The sequence below is a fragment of the Paraburkholderia sp. BL18I3N2 genome (assembly GCF_003001875.1).
GTDB lineage: Bacteria > Pseudomonadota > Gammaproteobacteria > Burkholderiales > Burkholderiaceae > Paraburkholderia > Paraburkholderia phytofirmans.
Genome location: NZ_PVNC01000006.1, coordinates 431481 through 457377, shown reverse-complemented (window position 1 = coordinate 457377; position 25897 = coordinate 431481). Strand labels below are relative to the sequence as shown.

Annotated in this window: 23 protein-coding genes and 2 pseudogenes; 16 read left to right on the top strand and 9 right to left on the bottom strand. The window is 60.4% G+C overall.

Annotated elements, in window-relative coordinates:
• Positions 1-193, top strand: a pseudogene (locus tag B0G75_RS19815) (hypothetical protein); the annotation flags it as partial.
• Complete coding sequence (locus B0G75_RS19810; RefSeq protein ID WP_106309087.1) at positions 190-981, top strand: DUF2182 domain-containing protein; 792 nt, start codon at positions 190-192, stop codon at positions 979-981. The pseudogene B0G75_RS19815 and the gene B0G75_RS19810, both read left to right, overlap by 4 nt.
• 417 nt (positions 982-1398) lie before the next feature.
• On the opposite strand, the gene B0G75_RS19805 is transcribed toward B0G75_RS19810, so the two are convergent.
• Positions 1399-2322 (bottom strand): helix-turn-helix transcriptional regulator, encoded by a 924-nt coding sequence (locus B0G75_RS19805; protein WP_106309083.1) that lies wholly within the window; start codon positions 2320-2322, stop codon positions 1399-1401.
• Between the two features lie 214 nt (positions 2323-2536).
• On the opposite strand from B0G75_RS19805, the gene B0G75_RS19800 reads away from it, so the two are divergent.
• The 11 genes from B0G75_RS19800 (at position 2537) to B0G75_RS19750 (ending at position 13298) form a co-directional block, all read left to right on the top strand.
• The gene (locus B0G75_RS19800; RefSeq protein WP_106309080.1) at positions 2537-3691 is read left to right on the top strand and encodes an ABC transporter substrate-binding protein; all 1155 of its coding nucleotides are present in this window, start codon (positions 2537-2539) and stop codon (positions 3689-3691) included.
• Positions 3688-5241, top strand: coding sequence for a sugar ABC transporter ATP-binding protein (locus B0G75_RS19795; RefSeq protein ID WP_106309077.1), 1554 nt, complete (start codon positions 3688-3690; stop codon positions 5239-5241). Before B0G75_RS19800 ends, B0G75_RS19795 begins: the two co-directional genes overlap by 4 nt.
• Positions 5225-6208: an ABC transporter permease gene (locus B0G75_RS19790; RefSeq protein ID WP_106309074.1), complete on the top strand. Its 984-nt coding sequence runs from the start codon at positions 5225-5227 to the stop codon at positions 6206-6208. Before B0G75_RS19795 ends, B0G75_RS19790 begins: the two co-directional genes overlap by 17 nt.
• Positions 6205-7173 (top strand): ABC transporter permease, encoded by a 969-nt coding sequence (locus B0G75_RS19785; protein WP_106309071.1) that lies wholly within the window; start codon positions 6205-6207, stop codon positions 7171-7173. Before B0G75_RS19790 ends, B0G75_RS19785 begins: the two co-directional genes overlap by 4 nt.
• 60 nt (positions 7174-7233) lie before the next feature.
• Positions 7234-8304: a 2,3-butanediol dehydrogenase gene (locus B0G75_RS19780; RefSeq protein ID WP_106309068.1), complete on the top strand. Its 1071-nt coding sequence runs from the start codon at positions 7234-7236 to the stop codon at positions 8302-8304.
• A gap of 17 nt (positions 8305-8321) precedes the next feature.
• Complete coding sequence (locus B0G75_RS19775) at positions 8322-9227, top strand: NAD(P)-dependent oxidoreductase (protein WP_106309065.1); 906 nt, start codon at positions 8322-8324, stop codon at positions 9225-9227.
• Between the two features lie 34 nt (positions 9228-9261).
• Complete coding sequence (locus tag B0G75_RS19770; RefSeq protein WP_106309062.1) at positions 9262-9546, top strand: YciI family protein; 285 nt, start codon at positions 9262-9264, stop codon at positions 9544-9546.
• 27 nt (positions 9547-9573) lie between these two features.
• Positions 9574-10434: an intradiol ring-cleavage dioxygenase gene (locus tag B0G75_RS19765; RefSeq protein ID WP_106309059.1), complete on the top strand. Its 861-nt coding sequence runs from the start codon at positions 9574-9576 to the stop codon at positions 10432-10434.
• Entirely contained in the window at positions 10431-11525 is a 1095-nt protein-coding gene (locus tag B0G75_RS19760; RefSeq protein ID WP_106309056.1) for a maleylacetate reductase, read from the top strand. Before B0G75_RS19765 ends, B0G75_RS19760 begins: the two co-directional genes overlap by 4 nt.
• 106 nt (positions 11526-11631) lie before the next feature.
• A complete protein-coding gene (locus tag B0G75_RS19755) occupies positions 11632-12702 on the top strand; it encodes an SDR family oxidoreductase (protein WP_106309053.1) in 1071 nt (356 codons plus the stop codon).
• Positions 12703-12929: 227 nt separating this feature from the next.
• The gene (locus B0G75_RS19750; protein ID WP_106309050.1) at positions 12930-13298 is read left to right on the top strand and encodes a hypothetical protein; all 369 of its coding nucleotides are present in this window, start codon (positions 12930-12932) and stop codon (positions 13296-13298) included.
• Positions 13299-13508: 210 nt separating this feature from the next.
• On the opposite strand, the gene B0G75_RS19745 is transcribed toward B0G75_RS19750, so the two are convergent.
• Together B0G75_RS19745 and B0G75_RS19740 are read right to left on the bottom strand one after the other, a co-directional pair.
• On the bottom strand, positions 13509-14798 hold the full coding sequence (locus B0G75_RS19745; RefSeq protein ID WP_106309047.1) for an MFS transporter: 1290 nt from the start codon (positions 14796-14798) through the stop codon (positions 13509-13511).
• 48 nt (positions 14799-14846) lie between these two features.
• Complete coding sequence (locus tag B0G75_RS19740) at positions 14847-16274, bottom strand: M20 family metallopeptidase (RefSeq protein WP_106309204.1); 1428 nt, start codon at positions 16272-16274, stop codon at positions 14847-14849.
• Between the two features lie 134 nt (positions 16275-16408).
• Here B0G75_RS19740 and B0G75_RS19735 point away from each other — a divergent pair, with 134 nt between their 5' ends.
• Positions 16409-17305 carry a LysR family transcriptional regulator gene (locus B0G75_RS19735; RefSeq protein WP_106309045.1) on the top strand — a complete coding sequence of 299 codons (897 nt, stop codon included), beginning with the start codon at positions 16409-16411 and terminating at the stop codon, positions 17303-17305.
• Between the two features lie 49 nt (positions 17306-17354).
• Here B0G75_RS19735 and B0G75_RS19730 read toward each other — a convergent pair whose 3' ends face one another.
• The 4 genes and pseudogenes from B0G75_RS19730 to B0G75_RS19715 form a co-directional block, all read right to left on the bottom strand.
• Positions 17355-17816 carry a hypothetical protein gene (locus B0G75_RS19730; RefSeq protein ID WP_106309042.1) on the bottom strand — a complete coding sequence of 154 codons (462 nt, stop codon included), beginning with the start codon at positions 17814-17816 and terminating at the stop codon, positions 17355-17357.
• Between the two features lie 54 nt (positions 17817-17870).
• A pseudogene (locus B0G75_RS19725) lies at positions 17871-18636 on the bottom strand (pyridoxal-phosphate dependent enzyme).
• Between the two features lie 717 nt (positions 18637-19353).
• The gene (locus B0G75_RS19720) at positions 19354-20031 is read right to left on the bottom strand and encodes a carbonic anhydrase (protein WP_106309039.1); all 678 of its coding nucleotides are present in this window, start codon (positions 20029-20031) and stop codon (positions 19354-19356) included.
• Positions 20032-20048: 17 nt separating this feature from the next.
• Positions 20049-21362, bottom strand: coding sequence for a DUF2254 domain-containing protein (locus B0G75_RS19715; protein WP_106309036.1), 1314 nt, complete (start codon positions 21360-21362; stop codon positions 20049-20051).
• A gap of 688 nt (positions 21363-22050) precedes the next feature.
• Between B0G75_RS19715 and B0G75_RS19710 the strand changes: the two genes are divergently transcribed.
• Both B0G75_RS19710 and B0G75_RS19705 read left to right on the top strand, forming a co-directional pair.
• Positions 22051-23022, top strand: coding sequence for a hypothetical protein (locus B0G75_RS19710; RefSeq protein ID WP_106309033.1), 972 nt, complete (start codon positions 22051-22053; stop codon positions 23020-23022).
• A 181-nt stretch (positions 23023-23203) separates the two neighbouring features.
• Complete coding sequence (locus B0G75_RS19705) at positions 23204-23476, top strand: hypothetical protein (protein WP_106309030.1); 273 nt, start codon at positions 23204-23206, stop codon at positions 23474-23476.
• A 178-nt stretch (positions 23477-23654) separates the two neighbouring features.
• Here the strand turns inward: B0G75_RS19705 and B0G75_RS19700 are convergent, their stop codons facing one another.
• Together B0G75_RS19700 and B0G75_RS19695 are read right to left on the bottom strand one after the other, a co-directional pair.
• Positions 23655-24053, bottom strand: a complete 399-nt coding sequence (locus B0G75_RS19700) for an RT0821/Lpp0805 family surface protein (protein WP_106309028.1) — start codon at positions 24051-24053, stop codon at positions 23655-23657.
• Between the two features lie 34 nt (positions 24054-24087).
• Positions 24088-25812 carry a SulP family inorganic anion transporter gene (locus B0G75_RS19695; RefSeq protein ID WP_106309201.1) on the bottom strand — a complete coding sequence of 575 codons (1725 nt, stop codon included), beginning with the start codon at positions 25810-25812 and terminating at the stop codon, positions 24088-24090.
• Positions 25813-25897: the final 85 nt, after the last annotated feature.

Here is a 25897-nt window from a genome sequence, read left to right as displayed (position 1 = left end):
TCCAGTGACGGGCGACGAGCACCGCGTCCGAATCGACCTGCCTCACGGGTTCGAATACGAACTTGCCGAGATCGGCTCCGGCACCAGCCGCTCGCGCGGAAACATCGCACTGGATCTCAAGGGGACTTATGCGCAGTTCGCGCGACTGCACTTGAATAACAAAGGGCCGATCCGGCATCGCGCTGCCGCATGAGCAGCGTCGGAAATGCCCTGGGACGTGAGCGCGTGATCACCGCGCTCGGCATCGTCGCCGTCGTCGCGCTTTCGTGGGCCTACTTGTGGACAGGCGCCGGAATCGGCATGTCCGCGCTTGAGATGACGGCCGTCGCGCTGTTCCCTCATCGACTGGCAGACGGCGGCGGGGGAATGGATCCGTCGCTGCCGACCGTGATCCTGATGTGGTGGGTGATGATGATCGCAATGATGACGCCCAGCGCGGCGCCGCTGGTCCTGCTATATCGACGCGTATTGCGGCACCACGCCGCCACGGAGGCCAGCTCGGCCGTCCCGTCGTTGTTTCTCCTGGCCGGTTACCTGACCGCATGGCTGGCATTCTCAATCTGCGCGGCATCGCTCCAGAAGGTGCTGCAACCGACCGGCCTCATTTCTGAAATGATGTTGTGGTCGAAGAGCGCGCTCCTATCCGCGATCGTTCTGGCCTCGGCGGGCGTCTACCAGTTCTCGCCGCTCAAGCGCGCCTGCCTGACGCAGTGCCGTTCACCAGTCAATTTCCTCACCGCGCACTGGCGTCCTGGCGTCGCAGGCAGCTTCCTGCTCGGGATGCGCCATGGAATTTACTGCGTGGGCTGCTGTTGGCTGCTAATGGCATTGTTGTTCGTCGGCGGCATCATGAATCTCATCTGGATCGCTGCGCTGGCGCTAATCGTTTTCGTGGAGAAAATCCTGCCCGGCGGTGAGCGGGTCGGCCGCGTGCTGGGCGTCGTGCTGATCGCCTGGGCAGGCGTCACCATGCTGATGTGATTGGTTTTTTTCTTTACACCCGGCCGTTTGAATGACCGAACAACTGCATCCGTTAGTAAATCAGCGCCCCTTAGCAAAGAAACCTCATTGTGAATACCCATACGTGCTGGCGCCGCTTTGGCGCGGTATGTAAATCGGTCCTCTGCCAGCCGCGGTGTCAGGTGCCCTACACAAGCCCGGTCTGGGCACGTCCGAAGAATGGTGCGGCGCCGGTTTGACGAAGCTCGGAGCTGAGAACTTTCGTCCGATTTGTGAACGGCCCCGCGGACCTGTTAATGGCTCGTCGCCGCGGTACTTCGCTGGCGACAGGACGCCAGGCGTCGATATTGCAGCGTACGCAAGCGACGATGGGACGGTAGGCATGTAACGTGGCAGCTCAACGGGGGGACTTCGAGCTCATTGGCCGCGTCCAATCGTTCAATAGGGCGCCTTTTTCGGCGGCCGCGCAACCGGTTTGCGGAAGGTTTCCAGGACCGTTGTTGCTTCGAAGGACTTCGTAGCTGAGCGTGTGCTCTTCATCAGCGCCTCGATGCGTTCTGCGGTATCCGTAGATGGTGCAGGGGTGTACACCATGATGCGAGTACCCGGAGCATCGGGCACCTCGAGCGACAGTGCATCCAGCTCAAGTACGCCCGCAACGGGATGCTCGATCACCTTTCGCCAGTCGCTGCGCTTGAGCACGTCGTGCTCCGCCCACCATTTGCAAAACTCGGAGTCGGTGTCATTCAGCTCCTCGACGAGATCTCGAAGGAATACTTCGCCGGAGGGACGGAGAATGTAGTCTCCGCGGAACTGTGCGAGAACGCATTTCGCATAGGCGTCCCATCCTCGAAATAGCTTACGGGCACCTTCCGCATGGAAGGTGAACCATAGGAGATTGCAACGCCCCGCCGGCAGATTTCTGAAGTCAGTGAACACTTTAGTTGCCGCCTCGTTCCACGTGACATAGTTCCAGTTCCCATCGACGACATAAGCCGGCATGTTGCCTAATTGCTTCAGCATCCGGCGCACGGTGTCGGTCACGTTCTGCGCGATCGGATAAGGCCCCGGCGGTGTGTAATGGTTCGCAAGTTCAAAGAGGTGTGTCCGTTCGTGCGGAGAGAGTTTCAATGCATTAGCTATGCTCTCAACGGTTCGAAACGACACGTTTACTTCGCGGCCTTGTTCGAGCCATGCGTACCACGTGACGCTGATGCCTGCCTTCTCCGCAACCTCTTCACGACGAAGCCCCGGGGTTTTCCGTCGTGGTCCGGATGGGAAATCGATGTCTTCCGGACGCAGGCGAGCTCGACGGGTCCGCAAGAAATCAGCCAGTTCGTTTAACCGCTGCTGCTTTTCCACCGATTCGTCTCCTTGAGTTTTCCTATTCCTGTTACTGCCATTACTAGTAATGGCAATTGCTAGTTTAGCGAAACGAACCGTGTCACTCTGAGCCCGTCGCTGGCGTTCACCATCCGGTGTTCGGTGAAACGATTATATGTCGTGATCCGAATGAAGACGAAAGGCCCGTGCATGAACGACCGGCAGGACGACAAAAACATTCACGGAGACATAAATGTATTTTTCGTTTCGCCTGATCCGCTCAACCGGGCTTGTCCTCGCTGCTGCAGTGATGATTCCGTCCATGAACGCACGCGCGGACTACGCAGGAGCTGCGCGAACCTTCCTTTTCAACCCCGCCGTTCAGATTCCTTTCTCCGACACCGCTAAATTCAAAAAGAAGCCGCCCTATGTGATCGGCTTCGCCAACGCGGGGCTTGGCGACAGTTGGCGCGTAGTCATGCAGCACTCGCTGATGAAGGCGGCGGCGGATCACGCCGATGTCATCAAGCAGGTCATCATCACTAACGGCAACATGGACGACGCGAAGCAGGCCGCAGACATCCAGGACCTGATATCGCGCGGTGTCGACTTGCTGATAGTCAGCGCGAACACCCAGAGGGCGCTTGATCCTGTCGTCTCGCGCGCGATGAAGCAGGGCATTCCCGTCGTGATGGTCGACCGCCGGATCTCTTCGGATAACTTTGTCTCCTTCGTGACCGGCTCGGATGCCATGATGGGGCGCGTGTGGGCGCAATGGATCGTCGAGAAGCTGCATGGCAAGGGCAACGTCGTCATGCTTGCGGGACAGGCGGGTTCGAGCGTCAGTGCCGACCGCGAGGCTGCGGCGCGGCAGGTGTTCTCGCAGTATCCCGACATCAAGGTACTCGATACGGTCTACTCGGACTGGAGCCCTGTCAAGGCCAAGCAGCAGATGCAGGCGATGATCGCCAAGTACGGACACACCATCAACGCGGTCTGGTGCGCCCATGGTTTGCCCGTCGCCGGGTCCATCGACGCGTTCATTGCAGCGGGCTTCAAGGCCGGCGAAATCCCGCCTCATACGACGGCGGACCTCAACGGCCCGCTCCAGCTTGCTTTGAAGTACAAGATTCCAATGCTGGAGATCGGTTATCCGCCAACCATGGGCCGCACTTCCATCGAGGTTGCGCTCAAGGTTCTCAACGGTCAGACCGTGCCTAAGATCTATGAGATCAGTCCGCAGATCGCGCTGACGCGCGGGGACGAGACGGCGTCAGTGCCGCATCCGGACCAGTACATCGATCAGATCGTCGACAGCAAGGGACCGCCCGATGTAATCATCGACGGCGGGATGGGCCCGGGTTACAACCCGGCGACCTTCAAGGTCAAGCTGCCGGGTGAGAAATGAACGGGCGCGCTGACGTTAGCGCCGGGGATCTGCTGGAGGTGATCCGGATCACCAAGGAATTCCCGGGCGTGAAAAGCCTCGACCAGGTGTCACTCGGTGTGCGCGCCGGTGAGATTCATGCGCTGGTGGGCGAGAACGGCGCGGGTAAATCGACGCTCACCAAGATCATGGCCGGCGTTTATGCGGCGGATTCAGGCGAGATTCGCTTCGCCGGCCGGCCGTTGCAATGGAAATCGGCCGCAGACGCGAAACGCCATGGCATTCATGTGATCCACCAGGAGCTGGTGCTGTTTCCGCAATCTACTGTCGCGGAGAACATCTTCGCGGGCGCCGAGCCGCGCACGCGGATCGGGCTACTCGATCATGGCAGGATGAATCGGGATGCACAGGCGTTGCTGGGCGAATTGGGCGTGCGGCTCGATTCCCGCGAGCGCGTTGGCAATCTCTCCGTCGCCGACCAGCAGATGGTCGAGATCGCCAAGGCCATGGCTGGCGAGACGCGCGTGTTGATCCTCGATGAGCCCACAGCGGTCATCGCGGGCAAGGAAGTGCAATTGCTATTTGCGCGCGTGCGGGCGCTGCGGGCAAAGGGCGTCGCGATCGTCTATATCTCGCATCGGCTCGACGAGATATTCGAGCTGTGCGATCGGGTGACCGTGATGAAGGACGGCCGCAAGGTCGCGACGCAAAGTGTCGCGAACACCACGCGCGATCAACTGGTACGTCTGATGGTGGGCCGCGAGATGAAGGACATCTATCCGGACAAGCCGGTCCTTGCGCCCGGCGTTCCGAATCTGCTGGAGGTGAACGGTCTGTGCGTGGGCAATCGCGTATTCGACGCGTCGCTCACCGTGCGTGCCGGCGAGATCGTGGGTATCGCGGGCATGGTGGGATCGGGTCGCACGGAGCTCGCCGCAGGAATCTTCGGTGCGCTAAGGGCGCATCGCGGCATCGTCGACATGGGCGGTACCCGGCGCACCCGCATGACGCCGCGAACCGCCATCCGCCTCGGGCTGGGTTTTGTCACCGAGGATCGCAAGTCCCAGGGGCTGCTCATGCTGCTCGATGTCGCCCAGAACGTCACGGCCACCACCCTTGAGCAGGTGTCGCGCTTCGGCCTGATGCGCCCGGCGCTGGAGCGCGTGGCGGCACAGGCAGCGATCAAGGAATACAGGATTGCTGGCGCCCATCCCGCCGGCGGCGTTGCCACGCTCTCCGGGGGGAACCAGCAGAAGGTGCTGATAAGCCGCTGGGTGCGTGTGTGCAAGCGCGTGCTCATTCTCGACGAGCCGACCCGTGGCGTCGATGTCGGTGCGAAAGCCGAGATCTACCGCGTCATGCGCGAGTTGACCTCGAGAGGTCTGGGAATCCTGATGATCAGTTCGGAGTTACAGGAGGTGATCGGCATGTCGGATCGCGTGCTGGTCATGCGGGAAGGCCGTATCAACGGCGAAGTGAGCGGCGAACAGATGACCGAGCACGACATCATGCGCCTTGCCACGGCCGAAACGTCACAAACCACAGGAGACGCGCATGAGCACGCTTATTGATCGAACCGGCGGCAGGGCAATCGGCATGCGGCGCCACGTGACGCAGAACGCCGCTCCCTTGGCGGGATTCTGTCTGCTGGTTTTGCTGCTGATCGCAGGCGCCTGTGCCAGCGACCGCTTCGCGACCCTGGGCAACCTGCTGAATGTTCATCAGCAAGCCACGGGACTCGCCCTCGTGGCACTCGGGCAGACGCTGGCCATCCTGACCGGTGGCATCGACCTCTCGGTAGGTTCGCTCATCAGCGCGAGCGCGACTCTCACGTCCGGCCTCGCGGACAACCCTCATGGCGGATGGACGAGCGCCATCGTTGTCGTGCTGCTGCTTTCGGTCGTAGTCGGCCTGATTAATGGCGGCCTCGTGCTGCGGCTCAAGGTCCACCCGCTGATCGTGACGCTCGGCATGGGCGCCGTTTTGCAGGGTGCGATTCTGTACTACTCGCTCGGGCCGGCCGGCAATGTTCCCGACGGCTTCGACTCGGTTGCCTACGGCCGCTTCCTGAACATACCGGTGACGGCGACGATCGTGGTACTGCTTTACTTTGCGCTGTCGTTTTTCATGCGCCGCACGCGCCTCGGACACTACATCTACATGGTGGGCGATGACGAACATGCGGCCAGCCTCACAGGCGTTCCCAAGGCGCGCGTGATCCTGTTCGTCTACGTCTTCTCCGCAATCTGCGCAGGCGTGACCGGTATTTACCTGGCCGCGCAATTCGGCTCCGGACAGCCCTATCTCGGCGTGAACTACACGCTGGCGTCGATCACGCCCGTGGTGGTCGGCGGCACCGTGCTCACCGGCGGCCGGGGTGGCGTGATCGGCACCCTGATCGCCGTCTACCTGCTGAGCCTTCTCAACAACCTGATCAACTTCGCCGGAATCGCGTCGCAGTACCAACTGATTGTCCAGGGTGCAGCGGTCATCATCGCGGTGTCGGTCAATGCGCAGCGCAAACGGGTGACAGCATGAGTTCGGTTCTCTCCAAACGTCCGTCGCTTGCACGCTATCTCTCGATAGATACAGCGCGCCGCTACGGCATCTATGTTTTCTTCGCGGTCCTGGTAATCGCCTCCGGGGTGTTTTCGCCTACCTTCCTGCGGCGCGACAATGTCCTGAACATGCTCATGCAGTTCGCACCGCTTGGCATCGTCGTCATTGGGCAGGTGTTCGTGATCCTCGTGGGCGGGCTCGATCTCTCCGTCGCTTCCGTGATGGCGACGGCTGCAGTCATAGCTACGGGCTTCGACGGCACGAACGCATCGGCACCCGCGATCTTCGGCGCGACCGTCGCCACGTGCATGTGCTCCGGTCTGTTGAATGGACTACTTGTCACAAAACGGCAGGTCTCGCCGTTTCTCGCAACGTTCGCTACGGCCGTCGTACTCGAAGGTCTTCGCTTCGCCTACACACAAGGCGCGCCCTCGGGCAACGTCCCGCCCGTTTTTCACGAAATGGGTACCGGCTTTGCCGCGGGGCTGCCGGTCAACATACTGATCCTGGCCGCGTGCGCCACGGTGTTCGGCGTGTTGCTGCATCGGTCCACGTTCGGGCGGCGCGTCTTCATGGTGGGCGGCAATTCGGAATCGGCGCGTCTGGTGGGTGTACGGCCGGATCTCGTGCGCATAGTCTGCTATGTACTCAGTTCGCTGTTGGCGGGACTGGCGGGGCTCATCCTGTCGGGTTTTGTCGGCATCGTCGACAACTGGGTCGGCAAAGGTTTTGAGCTCGATTCGATCGTTGCCGCGGTCATGGGCGGCGTCGCGCTGTCAGGCGGGCGCGGTACCTTGCCAGGCGGACTGATGGGCGCCGCGATTCTCATCATTGTATTCAATATCGTATTGCTGATCGGCATGCCGGTTCAGGCGCAGACCATCGTCAAGGGCGTGATCATCATCGGCGCATCGGCGTGCTATGTGGCCCAGCGGCGCCGCTAGCAGACCGGATTTCAGGAACGACGCTAGCGCTGGCGAGCGTCCAGGAGAGGAGAAACAGGCATGAGAGCAGTCAGGTTTCATTGTGCACACGACATTCGCGTAGAGAACGTGCCGGACCCGAGCGGTATCGGCGCAGGTCAGATGATCGTCAAACCGATGTGGTGCGGCATCTGCGGTACCGACCTGCATGAATACCAGGCGGGTCCGATCGTCGTCCCGACCGAGCCGCATCCGCTGACGGGGGCTAAGGCGCCGCAGGTGCTCGGCCACGAGTTCAGCGCCGAAGTGCTCGAAGTGGGGCGGGACGTGAAGAACGTGCGACCGGGCGACCGCATATCGGTCATGCCGCTGGCATCCTGCGGGCAGTGCTATTACTGCGTGCGGGGCCTGCGTCACCTTTGCACGAAGATGGGGTGTGTCGGCTTGAGCTGGGACGGTGGGGGCATGGCGGAATATACCGTTCTCAATGACTATCACGCGAACAAGCTGCCGGACAGCGTCAGCGACAAGCAGGGTGCCCTGATCGAGCCCGCGGCGGTTGCCCTCTATGCGGTGGATCGCGGCGGCGTGACGGTCGGCTCGTCTGTGCTGATCACGGGCGCGGGGCCGATCGGCGTGCTGGCGGCGCTCGCGTGCCATGCGGCCGGCGCCAGCCAGATCTTCGTGAGCGAACCGAACCCCGCCCGTGCCGCAAAGATGTCGGAGTTCGGCGTGACCACGCAGATTTTCGATCCCACGGAAGGCGAGTTGCCGGAGAGGGTTCGCGATCTGACCGAAGGTGTGGGGGTAGACGTGGCGATCGAATGTTCGGGCAACCAGCTTGGACTGAACGCATGCGTCGACGCCGTGCGGTCGGCCGGCGCAGTCGTTCAAGCCGGCTTGCACGTGGGGACCGCCACTGTCGATCCGATGAAGTGGTCGCTCAAGGACATTCACATTGAGGGCACCTGGTGTTATCCGGTCACCATCTGGCCGCGCATCATCGGCATGATCGCGAACGGAAAATTCCCGGTGGAGAAACTCATTCACGACCTGATCGACGCTGACGACGTCGTGGCCAAGGGCTTCGACGCCCTGAGCGACAAAGGTGGCGACAAGATGAAGATCCTGATCAACCCGCAGACGACCTGACAAGCGAGCACGCACGAATGACTGATCAAAACAACCTGAAAAAGCCTTCGATAGGCTGGATTGGCCTCGGCAAGATGGGCACACCCATTGTCCTCAACCTGCTCAGGGCGGGTTACGACGTGGTCGTGTACGACGTCGATCCGGGACGCCTCGGCGAACTCGCTACGCACGGCGTGAGGCCGGCGCCCGATATCGCGGCGCTCGCGGCATCGGCGCAACTCGTCTTTTCCATCATCCCCGATGACGCGGTTCTGTTGAAGGTCGCGCTCGGTTCCCTGGGTGTGTTCGCAAACCTCCCGGCGGGCGCCGTGTATGTCGACATGAGCACAGTGTCGCCGGCAGCGTCCGCAGCCGTTCGCGACGCCGCGAAAGAGCGGGGCATCGGCTATGTCGCGGCGCCGGTCTCGGGCAGCACCGTCCTCGCGGAGAAGGCCCAGCTCACCGTGTTCGCGTCGGGCCCCAAGGATGCGTTCGACGCTGCGCGCGGTGTATTCGAAGCGATCTCGGCACGCCAGTATTACGTTGGTGAAGACCAGCAGGCACGCTACCTGAAGCTTGCCATCAATCATCTGGTGGGATCGACCGCGGTGCTGCTTGCGGAAGCACTCACGCTCGGCAAGAAAGGCGGCCTCGACTGGACCGAGATGCTGACCGTGATCGGCGATAGCGTCGCGGCTTCGCCGCTCATCAAATACAAGCTCGACCCGCTCAAGCAGCGCGATTTCAAGCCGGCGTTTTCAGCGCGGCAGATGCTAAAGGATATGTCGCTGGTGGTGGATGCCGGCGAAGCCTCAGGTGTGCCAATGGCGGTCGCCGCCCTGGTACGCAAGCAGTTCGCCGAGTATGTGGACGCGGACGGCGCGGAACTCGATTTCTTCTCGATCGTGCGGGCGGTTGAATTGAGCTCCGGCTTGCACAATTGAGCGCCGCTCGCATCACAACTATCAGGAGTTGCATATGCATTACACCGTTTATTGCCTTGACCATGACGGCATGGTGGAACGCCGTCTGTCCCACTACGACGCTCACAAAGCCTATCTCGCGACGGCGCCGGTCAAAATGGTGATGTCCGGCCCGTTGCTTGCGGCGGACCAGGAGACGATGATCGGCAGCTTCTTCCTCTATGAAGCCGACGACATCCGCGAGGTTGTCCGCTTCAACACGAACGATCCGTTCAACGAGGCCGGCATCTGGAAGAGCGTCGACATCCGCCCGTTTCTCAAGCGCGTCGACAACCGCTGATCCATGCTTCACGACCGATCAATCGCCATGCGCAATCTCGACGAAAACACCATCACTGAAGCGGTACTCAAGCGCCACGAAGGGGCGTCCAATGTCCGTCTGAGGGCGGTTATGACGAGTCTCGTCCGGCATCTTCATGATTTCGCACGCGAGGTGCAGCTGACCGAAGAGGAGTGGGAAGCGGGTATCCGCTTCCTGACGGAGGTCGGCCATATCACGGACGGCAAACGTCAGGAGTTCATTCTGCTCTCCGACACGCTCGGACTCTCGATGCTCGTCACCGCAATGGCGAACAGGAAGCCCGTCGGGTGCACCGAGGCAACGGTCTTCGGGCCGTTTTTCGTCGGCGGCGCGCCTGTGCATCGCAACGGCGACGACATTGCCAACGGTGCCGGGGGCGAGCCATGTTTTGTCTCAGGCCGCATCATGGGGCTCGAGGGCGAAGCTGTGCCGAATGCGAGGATTGAGGTCTGGCAGGCAGATTCGGCTGGCTTCTACGATGTTCAGTACGAAGGCGATGCGCACCGGGCGCGGGCGGTGCTGCACAGCTTGTCCGATGGTTCCTATCACTTTCGCTCGATCGTGGCAGAGCCTTATCCGATTCCGCACGACGGACCCGTAGGCAAGCTGCTGGCCGCGCTTGGACGCCACCCGTGGCGTCCCGCTCATCTGCACTTCATGATCACGGCGCCCGGCTATGAGCGGCTCGTGACTCATGTGTTTCGCGACGGTGACCGCTACCTCGATTCCGACGCCGTGTTCGGCGTGCGCTCCTCGCTAGTTGCAGACTGGATTCACCATGAAGAGGGAGTGGCGCCCGACGGCACGCGCATGCAGTCGCCGTTCAGCACACTCGCCTTTGACTTTGTCCTGAACCGTTCATCATGACACCGAGCATCGCGACGCCATTCACCTATTCCACCCGCGCGACCCGCATTGTTTTCGGCGCGGGCTCGCTAGCGCGGCTCAGTGACGAACTCGACGAACTCGGCATCCGGCGCGCGCTCGTGCTTTCGACGCCGGAGCAACGCGCGCTAGCCGGGCGCGTGCGCGAACTGGGCGGAGGACGCTGCCATGCGATATTCGATCGGGCAGTCATGCACGTGCCGGTCGAAACCGCCGAAGCCGGCGTCGAGGCGGCACGCGATGCCGGAGCCGATGGACTGGTCGCGGCAGGAGGCGGCTCCACACTGGGATTGGCGAAGGCAATCGCGCTGGAGACCAGCTTGCCGATCGTCGCGATTCCCACGACTTACGCGGGCTCCGAGGTCACCCCTATCTACGGGCTGACCGCGAGCAGCGAGAAGAAGACCGGCAAGAGTCATCGCGTTTTGCCGCGCACGGTGATCTATGACGCCACGCTCACGCTGAGCTTGCCGGTGGGGCTGACCGCCACTAGCGGTCTGAACGCCATCGCCCATGCGGCTGAGGGCTTGTATGCGCAGGACATCAACCCGGTCATGTCGATGTTCGCAGAAGAGGGCGTGCGCAGTCTTGCGCGAGGCCTGGTATCGGTCTGCGAACGTCCCGACGATCTGGACGCTCGAGAAATGACGCAGTACGGTGCGTGGCTCTGCGGCACTGTGCTGGGCAACGTGGGCATGGCCTTGCATCACAAACTGTGCCATACGCTTGGCGGCACCTTCAATTTGCCGCACGCGCAGACTCATGCCGTGGTCCTGCCCTACGCCATGGCGTTCAACCTGCCGTCGGCGCGCGATGCCGCTCAGCGCTTGCGCCGGGCACTCGATATGAGCGATCCAGTGGCTGCGCTGTTTGACCTCGGCCGGGCCTTGGGAACGCCCCGTTCGCTTGCCGAGCTCGGTGTTCACGAGCGCGATCTCGACCGTGCCGCGGAAATCGCCATGCGCTCGCCGTATTTCAACCCCCGCGCACTTTCGCAAAATGGCATCAGGCAGGTACTGCAGATGGCGTTCGAAGGCGTCCGCCCGACCATGGCGTCGTTTGGTCCTCCGTAAAGTCCGGCTTGAATAGCCGACGGATACACCGTTTAACGCACGCGGCTGCAAGAGCACGAAGCAGGGCAGCCGTTTCCCAGATATCTCAACGAGTAACGTTCATTTCATGAAAAATCGAGCTCTTATCATCGGGGCCAGCGGCATCGCGGGCAGCAATCTGGCCGATCGACTGATCGAGGCCGGCTGGCGAGTCTACGGGCTATCTCGCGGCCGCACGCAAGTTTCGCCAGCGGTTCAGCCGATCATTGCCGACCTGGCATCGGCAGAGTCGGTGAGGGCCGCGCTCCACTCGCTCGACGTGACTCACGTGTTCTTTACCGCATGGGCGAGGCAGGCTACCGAGCACGAGAACATCCGTGTGAACGGCGCCATGGTCAGCAACGTACTCGACGCGCTGGAAGCCGGGCCGTCGAAACTCGAGCATGTTGCCTTGGTGACCGGACTCAAGCACTATCTCGGCCCCTTCGAGGCTTATGCAACAGGCGCCGTTCCGCAGACACCATTTCGCGAAGAGCAAGGCCGCCAGAACGTCGACAACTTTTACTACGAGCAGGAAGACCGCGTATTTGCCGCGGCACAGCGTCAGGGTTTCACATGGAGCGTTCATCGACCGCACACGATCATCGGATTCGCGGTTGGCAACGCGATGAACATGGGCACGACGCTCGCTGTCTATGCAACGCTTTGCAAGCAAGCAGGGCTGCCTTTTGTTTTCCCCGGCTCGGCGACGCAATGGAACAGCCTGACCGACATGACCGATGCGCGCCTTCTCGCCCGGCATCTCGAATGGGCCTCGACGTCGGAAGCGGGTCGTAATCAGGATTTCAATATCGTCAACGGCGATGTCTTCCGCTGGAAATGGATGTGGTCCCGTATCGCAGACTATTTTGGCGTCGAGGCGGTCGCGTTTGACGGAGAAGTGCGCCCTCTAGAAAGCCGCATGCGCGACGCGGGCACACAATGGAGGCAGATTGCCGCGCGCTTCGATCTCGTGGAGGCCGACATCGACAGGCTTGCATCGTGGTGGCATTCGGACGCCGACCTTGGACGTCCGATGGAAGTACTTACCGATATGTCGAAGAGCCGCAAGGCCGGGTTCCTGGACTTTCAGGCGACCGATGAGGCGTTCTTCGATCTGTTTGGCCGGCTGAAAGCACAGCGGATAATCCCCGCGTGATAGTTGACGGGACGCACATGGGGTCCGCCTCGTCGTCCGTCGTTCGAAGTATTCCGCCGATTCGGAGGCCCCGCCAGAGCAGCAAGATTCCGTGAATTCCTGGCCAAGTGCGAGATATGTTATTCGTTGGTAACTACGCTGAACGCTTCGGGCGCGCTACGCACACGCTATAGATCACAGATCGCTCGAAGTGAGCCAAACTTTTAGACAAAGTTAAGGGAGATTACATGGAGCACGCGAGCCGGTTTTCGGGCAAGGTCGCGATGCTCTCGGGGGTATTGAGCGGTTTGATTGTCGTCGTCCGCAACCATGTGTTGATCGGACTTTTTCTGTTCCTCTATGTCGCGGTGTCGTTCACGCTGTATGGACTGATCGTGTCGCATGTGAACGACAGCACTTCGTCGGAGCGCAGAATTACGACCAGTGCGATGCTGGTGATATTGTTTTCGATCGGCGGCGTAGGCGGACCGCCGATCGCCTCGTTTGCAATGACGGTCCTGACGCCCGCAGGCCTGTTCGTGTTCGATTGCCTCACCTCCATCGCGCTGGCGTTCGCGGCGATTCGAGTGCGCGTGGCCGCGCAGGAAGCGGGGTGATTGCTCTACGTACGGTAAAGCTCGTACCTCTAAAGCAAAGCAATCTGTCTATCGGCCAGACGGTCGATCATTTTTAAACTTCCATGCCACAAGTCGGACTCGAATATTCGTCGAACCTCGATAGTCAATTCACTCCTGAACGAACGCTGCTGCGTCTGCCGACAAGTTGACAGTGCCATCAGTTGCAAGCGCCAACGGTTCAGGTGCGCGTCAGCGCAGATTTAGCGTCTTGCGGCATCGCCACAACGCAACCAGGCTGATAACGCCGAGCAGCATCAGATAAAAGGCCGGGGCCAGCTTGCTGCCCGTTGCCTGAATCAGCGACGCCACAATCAACGGTGCGAAGCCGCCGAAAATAGTCACGCCAATGTTGTAGCTGATCGCCATGCCGGTCGCCCGTGTTTCGACCGGGAACGTCTCCGCCATCAAAGCGGGCAGGGCCCCGAAATAGACCGCTTTAAGCAACCCCACCCACGCCATCATCGCCATCAGTGCACCAAGGCTGGCATGCTCGCCGAGAACCTTAAAAACTGGGTAAATGGTCAACGTGAAGACAATGCCGGCCCAAGCCATCATGCGCACCCGTCCGACCCGGTCGGAGAGGTGGCCGACAAACGGTGTGACGAACGTGAGAATGGCACCTGTGAGCATCGTCGCCGTGAAACCGAAACTCTCGGGAAGATGAAGCTGGCGGACCGCGTAGGTTGGAATGTAAAGGATGACGTAACTGGTTCCGGTCGAAAGAACCAGCGTGCCAATGGCGAGGAGCATGCGGCCTTTCTGACGCGCAAACACCGTGCTGACCGGAGACTCTTCCGACTTCGCTTCCTGGAAACTTTGTCCTTCGTGGACGTGCTTGCGCAAATATAGGCCTACGGGTCCGATCAGGATGCCGAAGAAAAACGGCAAGCGCCAACCCCAGGATTCAAGCGCAGCCGTATCGAGCGTATTCGTCAGTATGACCCCGAACCCTGCTGCGAGCAGGTAACTCAGGCCTTGGCTTGCAAACTGGAAGCTGGCAATAAAGCCTTTTCGCTCCGGTGCCTGTTCGACCATAAAGGCGGTTGTGCTGCCGAATTCGCCTCCCGCGGAGAACCCCTGGATCATGCGCGCGCACACGACCGCGATCGGCGCCGCGACGCCGATCGTCGCGTAGCCCGGCATCAGGGCTATCATGGCGGTGCCTAGCATCATCATGACAATCGACACCATCATGGATGCCTTGCGGCCGCGCCGGTCCGCGTAGGAGCCGAGCACGAGCGCGCCAACCGGTCTGACAAGGTATGAAATACCAAATGTGCCAAGCGTTATCAAAAGCGACACGGTGGAGTTTGAGGCCGGGAAGAATGTTTTGGCGATGACGGTGGTGAAAAATCCATAGATCAGGATATCAAACCATTCAAGTGCGTTTCCAATCGAGGCGGCCATAATGATCCAGTAAAAGCTGGAACGCCTGGTTTCAATTGAAACGGTATCAGTCACAGTCGCGGCGGTGTGCATGTGATAGTCCTGGGGGATGGGAGGAGTATTCGCTTGGGCAAAAGGGATTCAGGCCATTTCGTCGATGACGTTCTGCCGTTGGCGTCGATTTCGAACCGTCGCGCCGGTTTCACCGAGATCCCAGAAGAGGCCTGCCATGATCTGCAGCGCTTCGCGCGCCACGCTTGCGAGCAGATGCTCATTCGGCGCGTGCTGGGAGCAGGCGCCATACGAATGGGGAATCCAGATCGTCGGCATGCCCAGGATATCCATAAAGACGTTGTTGGGTATTGAGCCGCCGAGATTCGGCAGCAGGTCCGGTTTCTTTCCAGTTGTTTGCCGCAGCGAGCCAAGTGCCCATTCGACCCATGGATCATCCGGCGGCAGGCGTGTCGCGCCCATCTGTTCGCCGATCTCGACCTCAACCATGCTGAAGCCAAGCCGGTCGAGGTGGCTTCGCAGGAACGTGGCGATGTTGTCGGCGTCGGTGCCCACCACATATCTGAGCTGGCAATGCGCGCGAGCGGTCGGGGGAATGGCGCCGACCGGATTGGCCGGGTTTCCGGTCGTGAACGCCAGTACCTCCAGCGCGTTCCAGCCGTAGACGCGCTCCTGGGCGGTCAGGGACGGTTCGCCCCAGTCGGGATCGATGGCCGGATCGTTTGGTCCGCCGCCCACGGCGATGTCTTCTAATACCTGACGTATGGCGTCCGGAATGCCTTGGGGGCGTAACTGCTCGACCAGAATCCGGCCACGCGCATCGACGATGGATGCAATCGCGTTAGCGAGCACTGTGCCGGGGTTGCGCAGCAGGCCGCCCCAATTGCCGGAATGATGGGCGCCGTCGCGCAGGTTGAGCGAGAGGGTGAAGTTGACGAGCCCGCGTGAGCCGAGATAAACGCAAGGCGTGCCGGCGCTGGCACGGGGGCCGTCGGAAGCGATCAAAAGATCGGCCGCGAGGGTTTCCTTGTGCTGTTCACAAAGCGCCTGAAGTCCGGGTGACCCCGCTTCTTCACCCATTTCGATGAGCAGCTTTACATTGAAGCCCAAGCGCTGGTTTCTTGCGGCCATCACCTGTTCGAGCGCAGCCAGGTTGATCGTATGTTGGCCCTTGTTGTCTGCGGTGCCCCGGCCGTACCAACGGTCTCCGTCTATGGTGATGTTCCACGGGCACATCTGATTCTTCCATTGGCCCGCGTATCCGCGCACTACGTCGCCGTGTCCATAGATAAGGACGGTGGGCAGGGCGGGATCTTCGATGCGAGCCGCGAGCAGGAATGGGCCGTAGCCTTCGACCGGGTTCGCCACGATGTGCGTTTCGAAGCTGAGTCGTTCGACCGAAGGGATCAGCTCGCGGCTCAGATAGTCCCATAGCACGGGCATACCCGAAGCTTCCTGACTCTCGGTCTCCATGCGGACCCTGCGCTGTAGATCCCGCAAGAAATCGCCCGAATCGAAATATGAAATGGCGTTGTCGATCGCTTGATCGCGTGTCATCATGCTCCTCACCAGTAGGCTTGTACGCTGCTTGTGATTGCTTCGATGAACCAAGCGTACGAAGCCAAAAGCCGCACCACAATTGACTTATTTGCGGACTCCCTTTTCCAAAAGCGCAAACCAGCGCGTCCTGCATGCACAGCGTCGCTCTTCGTTACTTTCTGGCGGTTGCAAACACCGGCTCGCTAAGCGAGGCGTCTGAGCAATTGCACGTGACGATCTCAGCGATCAGCCGGCAGATTGCAAAGCTGGAAGACGAAGTGGGGCATCCGCTATTCGAGCGGCAACCGCGCGGCATGGCGCTCTCCAAGGCCGGTGAACTTCTGGCCGCTCATGTACGCAGAACCCTGCTTGAGGGTGAGCAGGTGCTCGATGAAATCAAGGCGCTTGCCTCATTCGATCGAAGCACGATTCGTATCGCCTCATCGGAGGCATTTGCGCGGGACATGCTGCCGCACGTCATTGCCCGCTTTCTGGAGAAATCGCCGGGCACGCGCTTCGAACTGACGGTGACTGCGCCTCAGGAAGTGACACTGCTCGTGCGCAACGGAGATGCGGATATCGGCCTGACCTTTAGTGTCGCACGAGAGCCTGAGATTCGCGTCGAGTACGCGCGCAGCGCGCCGATCTATGCGTTGATGCAGCGTACCCATGAGCTGGCTGCTCGCAGCAACGTGTCGCTGGCCGATCTGCAGCCCTTTCCGATTGCGCTACTCGATCGGAGCACGACGATCCGGCAAACGTTCGACGTGACATCCAGTCTTGAAGGTCTGCTGTTCGACCCAGTCTTAACCTGTAATAACTCAAGCACGTTGTGCGTTTTTACGCAGATGTCGGGCGCTGTCTCACTGACGAGCCGGTTTACGGTGCAGGCGCGGCTTGAGCAGGACGGTCTCGTGGCGATCCCGATCGACCATCCCGGTATGACGCTACGCAGCGTACAGATTCAGACCTTGTCTGGGCGCATGCTGTCGGCTGCATTGAAAGAGTTTATCCAGCAGTTGATCGAGCAACTGCAGGACGAATCGTGAGCCGGCTAGTGCGAGGCGTGTCAGCGCGCCAGCTTGATGTCGAAATCAGTCAATAGCTGTCTCCCCACTTTTCCGTCAGCGAGGCGCGTAAGGCATCTTCCACGGTGCCGATCACCGCGACGAGTTGCGGCGCCTCGTCTGCGCCGGGATGATAGTGGGCGAAGAAAACCCGCTGCCCGATTACTCCGCCGAGCCACTCCAGTGCAGCTACCTCCGCGGAGCACAGCAACAAGCGGCTGTCGCTCGGGAGCCGATCGAGAGCTCGTTCCAGCGCGTTTTCCGGCCCGCGTGCGTCGCTTCGACCGCACTGGCGTGTGGCAAGCCATTCGGTGTGTGCTACCGCAGTATCGGATAGACGCAGCAAAGCCACCTGTGGTGAGCTTTCGAGGCGCGCCATCAAGGCCTGCTCGAAGCTGTCCGTCACACTGTCATCGGTGACGATGCATACCTGAGTGAGCCTGGAAGGCTCGCGACGCCAACGCCAGGCGCGCGTTTCACCACGCAATTGCATAACGTTCTCCGTTGCCCACGTCAGACCCGAATGTGTACTTCGCCTTGGGGCATATCAGCCGTTTCGGAACAGGAAGCTATAGCCGTTCAGCGCCGGTACACCGCCCAGGTGAGCGTAGAGTACCTTCGAACCGGTAGGGAACTCGCCGACCGCACCTTGTCGATCATGGCTTGCATAGACCTGCCTTCGTAGACCGGATCGGTCAACACACCTTCGAGCCTGGCGCACAGGCGGATACCTTCCATCGTCCCTTCGCTCGGCGAACCATACTCCGGGCCGCCATAGCGTTCTTCGAGCACGATATCCTTTGCTACGATGTCGCGGGTCCAGTTCGACCTTCTCGGCGGTTTGCTTCGCAATCCGATAGATCTGGTCACGCGTTTGTGCGGGCTTGGCCGAGGCGTCGATGCCCATCACACGGTCGACCCGGCCGTCCGCTGCGAAGCCGACCACCATGCCATGCGTGACATCTGGATGTTGCCCACACGGTCATACACCGCGTCGGAGTACTTCACCAGTTCTCCTGCACGAGCACGCATTTCATGCCCAGATGCGCGGCGACCGCGGCCACCTGGCGCGTCTGGTTCGACTAGATGCCGCCGATCGAAACCAGCATGTCGCGGCGTTGCTTGATCGCTTCGGAAATCAGGTACTCGAGCTTGCGGGTTTTGTCGCCGCCAAACGTCAGACCGCTGTTGCAGTCTTCGCGCTTCGCGTACAGGTCGACTTTGCCGCCCGCGTGCTGGCTCAGACCCGGCAACGCCTGGATGGGCGTCGGGCCGAAGGTGAGGGCGTGGCGGGGGAATTTCTTCAGATTCATGCATGGCTCCGGTCGAAAAAGAGTCTCAGCATCGACCCGCCCCAGCGCTCAATGCCTGAAGGGTGGTGCGGTGACGCTGCGGCAGCCAGCGCTGCGATGAAGTCTATGGTAGAAAAGTTTGGAAGAAACTGGGTTGCGAAGATTTTGGTGAATTGTGGTTTTAAATAGGCTGACGATATTTTTGACCTACATTTACTTCTTACGAGTAGTCTTGCTTGCAAGAAAATTTCGTACCTCTGTGCCGAAGGCCCGCCAGACAAGCCCGGAGATCAACCTGCCGCACGCTCAGCGCAAGGCGGTCCGCTGCCTGACCTCGCTTCAGACGCCGCTCGCAAAACGGCCTGTACAACCTTCAACCGGTCCAGCTCGGTCATCGACATGGTGATCGTCCCGGATGCGTTCATGGCCAGCGCTCCTCAAGGCATGCGGGCCGCCAGCCTGAACCCGCAAACACGACATTTCAATTTAGCGGAAACACGACATCTGAACTTTGGACTAACCACATATGTTGATAATTTATATTATGTCAAATGGTCGAGCCGACTGACCTAAATGTACTTGGGCGCTTTGAGTTCGTGAACTGAAGGAAGCGCGAGTCACAGGCTTTCATAGCAGCCCCGCAGCGGGCGCCGATCGTTTCTATGAACTGGCAACGTAAGCAATACTTTGCATATCGATTCGACTTTACTCCGCGAACCATACTGCAAACAGAACCACTCACCGTGCCCGTGCGGCAAGCCGCTCAATGATCCGATCAGCCATCGCGCGGTCGATGACTTCGAATGAGCGGCTCGTGCGCAGGTAGGCATACATGTCGCCAGTCGCGATGTCGAACCACCAACCGCTTAGCACCAGCGCCCCAGCAGTGACCTGCTGGCGCACAATCGGGTAAGTCATGAGATGCTCGAGTTGCACAAGTACGTTGAGTTGCGACAATTGATCGTGCGGTTTCAGCCTGTCATCGAGTGGACCTTCGTGTTCGAGGCGAAACGCCGCGGTGTTGGCGTGGCACAGCCATTTATCGAGGTTCGGCGTTTTCAGCTTGGCGTTGCGTGTAGACACGGCTTTCATCGCACCGCACTCGGAATGCCCGCACACAACAATATTCGCGACTTTCAACACCAGCACTGCATACTCAATCGCGCTCGCCTCGGAGAGGTCCCCAGTAGAAACTCCCTCTGCGGTTGCTGGCGGTACCAGGTTGCCGACGTTGCGCATCGTGAACAGATCACCCGGATGGGTGGAGGCAAGCAGATCGGGTACAACCCGGCTGTCCGAGCACGTGATGAAGAGCGCATCAGGCGCTTGCGCGAGCGCGAGTTTGCTGAACTGCTTCGCGTATTGCGGCAGCATTTTCTCGCGGAATTCGACGATGCCCATTATGAGTTTGCGCACGGCTTGCCTCCGAACGGCTAGTTGTTCGCCGGCGAGGCTGCCGAACCTCCAAGCCCTTGCGAGTCAGGGATACGTGCCAACGCCAGGTCCTCCGGAAACGGATGCTTCAACGCGATCGCGCGATCGAGCAGCATCAGCTCGACGCGCAACGCGTCATGGCGATGCTCCGGCAGCCTCTCGATGAGGTTCTCTATCGCCGCGCGCAGACGCCGCGCGATTTGAACGCTGCCCGCGCCGCACTGTCGGATCTCGCGGAAACTAATGTGCACGAAGTCTTCCCATTTGGGCGTCCACAAGATCACACGCACCCTTCCCGACCTATCCACTATCTCTTCGATGTGCAAAGACCGTTTACCGACCACCCGCAATAACCGGTGCAACTGATCGATCGCAAGCACCGCTGTGGTGGGATCGTTGATGGCTGCCGACAGCGCTTTCAGCGCAATATCCACCAGGATGCGAAACGCGAACATAGGGTCCTGCTCCATCGTGCGCTCCGTTCCGAAAGCAACAAGCGCGCGCAGCCTGCCGTCGTCGATTGCGCCAGAACTCCCGTACAAATAGAACAACGGTTCGTCCGCCGCGACGAAGTCGCCGACTTGCGGCACGAATTCAATGACTACGTCGGCGCGCCTTGCCTTGGCCACCAGCATTTCCAGATTCAAGGCCAGAACGATGCCGGACTTGCCGTGGTGACGAACAATGCGGTCCGGCACGTCTCGCTCTTTGTCACGTTTCGCGGGAGTCGCGCCGTCCGCAGTCGGGGCTGGATAAACGCTCTCGAGGACCGCGATCCCTTGCTCCCCGACGCGAGCTACAAGACTTACGGGACGCAGAAATTTCGCGGCGTAATCAATCAGGAAAAGGAAAGCGACGACCGAAGCGAATCCAAACAGCGCCGCAATGAACACCTGAAGCTGATGTACCTCGTTTTCCCCCATCCACGCCAGCGTTCTATTTGCAAACAGCAGGGTGAAAACGAATAGTCCCGAGATGCCACGAATGATGTTGTCGCGCAGCAGTGTCGTCGCGATGATCCGCGGGGTGTACTGACCGCCAGCGACCTGGATTGCGACGAGCAGCGAACCGAACGTAAACACCAGAAACGCCATGTCTGCGGAAACGATATCACCGAGCAACGACCGCGCCCCAGTCATGGACAGCCCAAGAAAACCGGTTTTAGGATCAAGGCTCCCCTGCCTGATCATCCACCTGCCCACCATCTCGGTCACAGGCTTCACCACGGCATAGATCGCGACTGCGATGAGCGGCACGGTCCACAGCGAAGATCTCAGATAGCTCTTCAAACTGTACCAGCGATTCCAGCCCATGCCTGCTATCTCCTTACGATTCATATTGCAGCGGACATTCAGACGTTCGCGCTTCGCCAGGTGTCACGCAGAGGAGGCTTACCAACCGGGCACCCACCGCTATCTCCACCTCACGGTGGCTTGGTCCGGTCGTCGGCTGGGGTGACCCGTCGGTGTCCAGTCCAACGCTGCGGGAACGTCCATGAGTCCCTGCTCTATCCGCGGAGCGCGACCGGCGGACACGTGAACCTCCCTGACACACTATGATCCCTGAACTTCAAGCCGGTCAATGAGACCTTAGGCCCACAGGATAGGGACGTCGAGCCTCTCAAGAGGACGCGCCGATGACTGGTGTAATGGCAACTGCAACGGCAGACGGCATCGTACGCGAGCAGGCACGCCATGCTGAGCGCAGCGCCGCGCTAAGGCCTCAGCTACCGTAACCGGCGCCGAAATTCTATCGGCTCGTTCGGCGATACAATTGAGCGGGCTTCGATGTAACCTGCTCCTGGTGCTGCGAACGGTTGAGCGGTCGTTACGCGCTAGGTCGGTTGTCTGGAACTATTGTGCTGGCACGGAATGGCGGTCTGGTGGAAGACAAGCAGAACGATCTAACTGACAGGAGTGTGTCATGCTCGTTCGGGACGCTGTGCGGCAGCTTGCGATTGTACGGACATTGGCGAGGTCGCTTGAAAAGCCCACGCTCCGGATGCATCGGTCCTGCCGCGCAGCATGGGTGTGCGGCGCCCTGACCTTCGCCCTGCTGCCGTGCTCGTCGAATGCGCAGACCGCGCCGAGCCAGTCGACGGGGAGTGCCGTGGTCGGTGGCAATGTGAAGCAACATGCCAACGCTGTGCTCTCCATCATGACCTACACGACAGTGCCCGATGTTACGACCAGTAACCTGTCGGTCAATAACGGCACTACGGGCAATCCCGGCTTCGGTCAGACGCAGTTCGGGGGCGGCTTCACTATCAGCAAATCCTTCCCGTTGTACCTGGAGGGCACACTCGCCTACAGCCGTTACGATCCGACCTTTATCGCTACGAATGGCGCCGAGCAGCGTGCGGTGCCGACAAGATGGAACACGTTCAGTGGCACAGTGGGAGTCGGCTGGGATTTCCGGATCACGGATGAACTGGTGTTCCGTCCGATCCTGAACGGTACGATGGGACGTGTTTCAAGCGATCTGAAGGTGGGGCAGTCGATCTTCAATCACGTCACTGACAGCAATCTACAGTTTCTCGAGAATGGCTCGCTGGACGCGTACGGCTATGGTGGCTCACTCGTGCTCGACTACGAGCGCTACCGCGAAGACTACGAAATCGATGCCGAACTGCGTGCCACCGACATCTACCTGCGCAGCTTCGGCGGTTCATCGGAGGCAGTTCAGGGATCGGCCATGGCGCAGCAACTGAGCCTGTGGACACGCTGGCGGGCCCCTACCGGCTGGCACGCGCTGGACCGGCCGATCCGCTACGTGCTGGAAGCCGCGTACTCGCATTATTACGGCGACAGCGCCGGCGTGCTGGGGTTCAACGACCTCACGTCGTTGGGAGTCGGGCTTGAACTCGATAGCAGCAAATATCCCATCATCATCACTCGCACACGCGCGATGGTGCGGTACGTGTTCGGACACAACGTGCATGGCGTTTCATTCGGATTTGCAATGAGTTTCTAGCTCTTTTGGACCCTCGCCCCAGATGCCGGCTTGCCAGCAGTACATCGCAAGCGCCTCGCCGACTCTGCGCACAGCCTGCAGGCTGTCTAACCCGTCTCATTGGACCAAAGTCCTATATAACATTTCGCTCAACCTGTATAGGCTGAAATCCGCTGCCTGGTAGACCAACGTGGAGTTCTTCATGAAAAGCACCATTGCGGCCGTCATTACGGCTTCCGCTGCACTGTTGTCCCTTCCTGGCGCCTGGGCTCAACAAAGTTCCGGCGCGAGTTCATCGACAGCCTCTCAACATCCTGATGAGATCGTCAGGATGCACCAGCAGGTTGCCGCAGCGAATCGCGAATACAACCGTGAGGTCGCGGCTGCCAAAAAAGTCTACGACCACAAGAAAGCGGAAGCGAAAAAGAAGCGCGACACCGCGGTTGAAGCCGCCCAGCACGGCACGAGTCAGTAAAAGTATTCTTTTTTTTCAATTGCTCGCGTGTCTGCGGGACTTTCTCACGTTCGCAATCACGATGTTGGCCCCGAATCGGTCGCCTTTACGCGGAGAACGGCGCACGGGCAGTAGCGGCAGCCCCCTTCCAAACGCGGGACGACGGCCGTTACGCTACCTGAGTGCACTGCCAAAGCGCTCATTGCCTGAGGATCGTCCAGGGGCCGCTGCCCTGTTTGCAGACAGTCGGCGTCCAGCTTTGCGTCTGGCCTTTTGCAATCGCGACAAGCGTCGTGGTGCGGCAAGTTCTATCGCCCTCCTTCGAGGTATCGTGCGGAGTCACCGTGCCCCTGATCGAAACGGAGTTGCCGGTGCCCATGTTGTTCCATTCCATCGATTCGCCATCTTTCTTTGTTTCGAGCGCGGTCTGCGCTGCATCGTTGAGCGCTTTACGGTCAGCGTCCTTCATAAAGCTCACCGGCGTGTCTTTCAGGAAGTTCAGATTCGCGGCATGGCTAAAAGTCGCGCCGGCCAGCAACACGGCGGCGGCGAACCGGCGCGCGAACAAATGTACGGCAATGTGGGAATGCGCTTCCATAGATCACCTCCGTTGATAGCGGTACCGTCACATATCACGTAGCGGCGTGTGGTGCCACATCGGGGCCATCGGCAATATTCCCCTGCGACTGAAACTCGTCGACGAGGTCCGCCACCGAGCCGCGTCGACCGATATGGCCAAAACGATCTTCGAGTCCCTCGGCACGAAGCATGTCCCGCACCCCCGCGTGTGCGGCAACCACTTTCATCGCCGTGCCGCCGGCCAGAAGCGCGTCGTGCAACACCTTCAGCATCCGCGCGCCCGCGAGGTCGACAACCGGCGACGCGGACAGGTCACAGATCACCAGTTCGACTGGCTCGGAAGCTGTGCGGATTCTCCGCCAGACGGTCTCGCGCACGTGCTCGACATTAAAGTAAAGCAGCGATGCCTCGACGCGCACGGTCAGCACATGCGCAATCGGCTCGTTCTCGGCGTGCCGCTCGATGTCCGAGAAAATGCGCGTGCCGGGGATACGCCCTAGCACCGCCACATGGGGATGCGCGGCACGCCGGATGATCAGGAGCATCGAGACGATGACCGCGACGATCACGCCATTCAGAATTCCCAGCATCAGCACCGCCGCGAACGCGACCATGGAGATGGCGAATTCAAAATGGCTGACGCGCCAGACATGGCGTAGCTCGCCGATATCGACCAACCCCTTCACGGCCACCAGTACAATGGCCGCCAGCACGACATTGGGCAAGTTGGCGAGCAGACCTGTCAGGAACATGAGACAGAGCCCGATGGCAATCGATGCGAATACGAGCGCAAGCGGTGTCTTCGCGCCCGCCTTGTCATTCACCGACGATTGAGAAAGTCCGCCTGCGACCGGATAAGCCTGGAACAATCCGGCAGCCAGATTCGCGGCTCCCAGAGCGAGCAGTTCCTGGCGCGCGTCGATCTCGTAACCGTGTGCCTGCGCGAGCGCTCGCGCGGCCGAAACGCTTTCGACGTACGCCAGCAACAGGCACGCAAAAGCGAGTGGAATGACTCCATCGACATCGCGTATCCGCAGCCCTGGCAGGCGGAATTCCGGCAACCCTTGAGGCACGGCGCCCACCAGCTTGAATCCAGAACCGGCCAGCGGCGTGACGGACAACACGACAATCGACGCGATCACGACGAAGAGAGCAACCGGACGCCCCGGCAGATATTTTTCGCCGAGCAGCAGCAACGCGATGCAGACCAGACCAAATCCGAGCACGACGAGATTGGTCTGCCCTAGCTGCCCGCCGAGCACGGCAATCCGCTCGAAGAACGACTCTCCGCCGCCCTTGACCCCGAAGAGTTTAGGCAGTTGTGTCATCGCGATAGTCAACGCCGCGCCCGCCTTGAAGCCGAGCAGGATCGTCTCGCTGATGAAATTGACCAGTGAACTCAAGCGCAGCAGCCAGGCCACCAGACACATGCCGGCGATCACCACGGCCGTGAGCGCTGCTATCGAAGCCCAGCGCGCCGGATCGCCATTGGCCATCGCCGCGACGGTCACGCCGACCAGCATCGAGATCGCCGAAGTCGGACCGATCGCGAGTTGGCGCGACGAGCCGAACAGTGCGTAGAAGAGTCCCCCGACGAGATAACCGTAGATGCCGTATTGCGGGGGTAAACCGGCCAGCAACGCGTACGCGAGCGAAACCGGAATCCCGTAGGCCGCGAGCGTGACTCCAGCTGTCGCGTCCTTGACGAGCCATCGAGGCTGATAGGCTCCAAGCCATTGTGCGGGCGGAAACACGTTGCGCCACCCGCGCGCGGGCATCTGGTCCGTCACCGGCTCGGTGACGCTGGATTCATCGGTCAACGTAGCGCCTCGCAGACGGAAGCAAGCTCGACAGCAGCACGGC

Excerpts from the sequence above, each read along its gene's own strand:
- B0G75_RS19770 (WP_106309062.1), top strand. The coding sequence starts at position 9,262 with ATGCATTACACCGTTTATTGCCTTGACCATGACGGCATGGTGGAACGC.
- B0G75_RS19810 (WP_106309087.1), top strand. The coding sequence starts at position 190 with ATGAGCAGCGTCGGAAATGCCCTGGGACGTGAGCGCGTGATCACCGCG.
- B0G75_RS19760 (WP_106309056.1), top strand. The coding sequence starts at position 10,431 with ATGACACCGAGCATCGCGACGCCATTCACCTATTCCACCCGCGCGACC.
- B0G75_RS19780 (WP_106309068.1), top strand. The coding sequence starts at position 7,234 with ATGAGAGCAGTCAGGTTTCATTGTGCACACGACATTCGCGTAGAGAAC.
- B0G75_RS19795 (WP_106309077.1), top strand. The coding sequence starts at position 3,688 with ATGAACGGGCGCGCTGACGTTAGCGCCGGGGATCTGCTGGAGGTGATC.
- B0G75_RS19765 (WP_106309059.1), top strand. The coding sequence starts at position 9,574 with ATGCGCAATCTCGACGAAAACACCATCACTGAAGCGGTACTCAAGCGC.
- B0G75_RS19775 (WP_106309065.1), top strand. The coding sequence starts at position 8,322 with ATGACTGATCAAAACAACCTGAAAAAGCCTTCGATAGGCTGGATTGGC.
- B0G75_RS19710 (WP_106309033.1), top strand. The coding sequence starts at position 22,051 with ATGCATCGGTCCTGCCGCGCAGCATGGGTGTGCGGCGCCCTGACCTTC.
- B0G75_RS19695 (WP_106309201.1), bottom strand. The coding sequence starts at position 25,812 with ATGCCCGCGCGCGGGTGGCGCAACGTGTTTCCGCCCGCACAATGGCTT.
- B0G75_RS19790 (WP_106309074.1), top strand. The coding sequence starts at position 5,225 with ATGAGCACGCTTATTGATCGAACCGGCGGCAGGGCAATCGGCATGCGG.
- B0G75_RS19750 (WP_106309050.1), top strand. The coding sequence starts at position 12,930 with ATGGAGCACGCGAGCCGGTTTTCGGGCAAGGTCGCGATGCTCTCGGGG.
- B0G75_RS19745 (WP_106309047.1), bottom strand. The coding sequence starts at position 14,798 with ATGCACACCGCCGCGACTGTGACTGATACCGTTTCAATTGAAACCAGG.
- B0G75_RS19785 (WP_106309071.1), top strand. The coding sequence starts at position 6,205 with ATGAGTTCGGTTCTCTCCAAACGTCCGTCGCTTGCACGCTATCTCTCG.
- B0G75_RS19715 (WP_106309036.1), bottom strand. The coding sequence starts at position 21,362 with ATGGGCTGGAATCGCTGGTACAGTTTGAAGAGCTATCTGAGATCTTCG.
- B0G75_RS19800 (WP_106309080.1), top strand. The coding sequence starts at position 2,537 with ATGTATTTTTCGTTTCGCCTGATCCGCTCAACCGGGCTTGTCCTCGCT.
- B0G75_RS19735 (WP_106309045.1), top strand. The coding sequence starts at position 16,409 with ATGCACAGCGTCGCTCTTCGTTACTTTCTGGCGGTTGCAAACACCGGC.
- B0G75_RS19755 (WP_106309053.1), top strand. The coding sequence starts at position 11,632 with ATGAAAAATCGAGCTCTTATCATCGGGGCCAGCGGCATCGCGGGCAGC.
- B0G75_RS19705 (WP_106309030.1), top strand. The coding sequence starts at position 23,204 with ATGAAAAGCACCATTGCGGCCGTCATTACGGCTTCCGCTGCACTGTTG.
- B0G75_RS19700 (WP_106309028.1), bottom strand. The coding sequence starts at position 24,053 with ATGGAAGCGCATTCCCACATTGCCGTACATTTGTTCGCGCGCCGGTTC.
- B0G75_RS19740 (WP_106309204.1), bottom strand. The coding sequence starts at position 16,274 with ATGACACGCGATCAAGCGATCGACAACGCCATTTCATATTTCGATTCG.
- B0G75_RS19730 (WP_106309042.1), bottom strand. The coding sequence starts at position 17,816 with ATGCAATTGCGTGGTGAAACGCGCGCCTGGCGTTGGCGTCGCGAGCCT.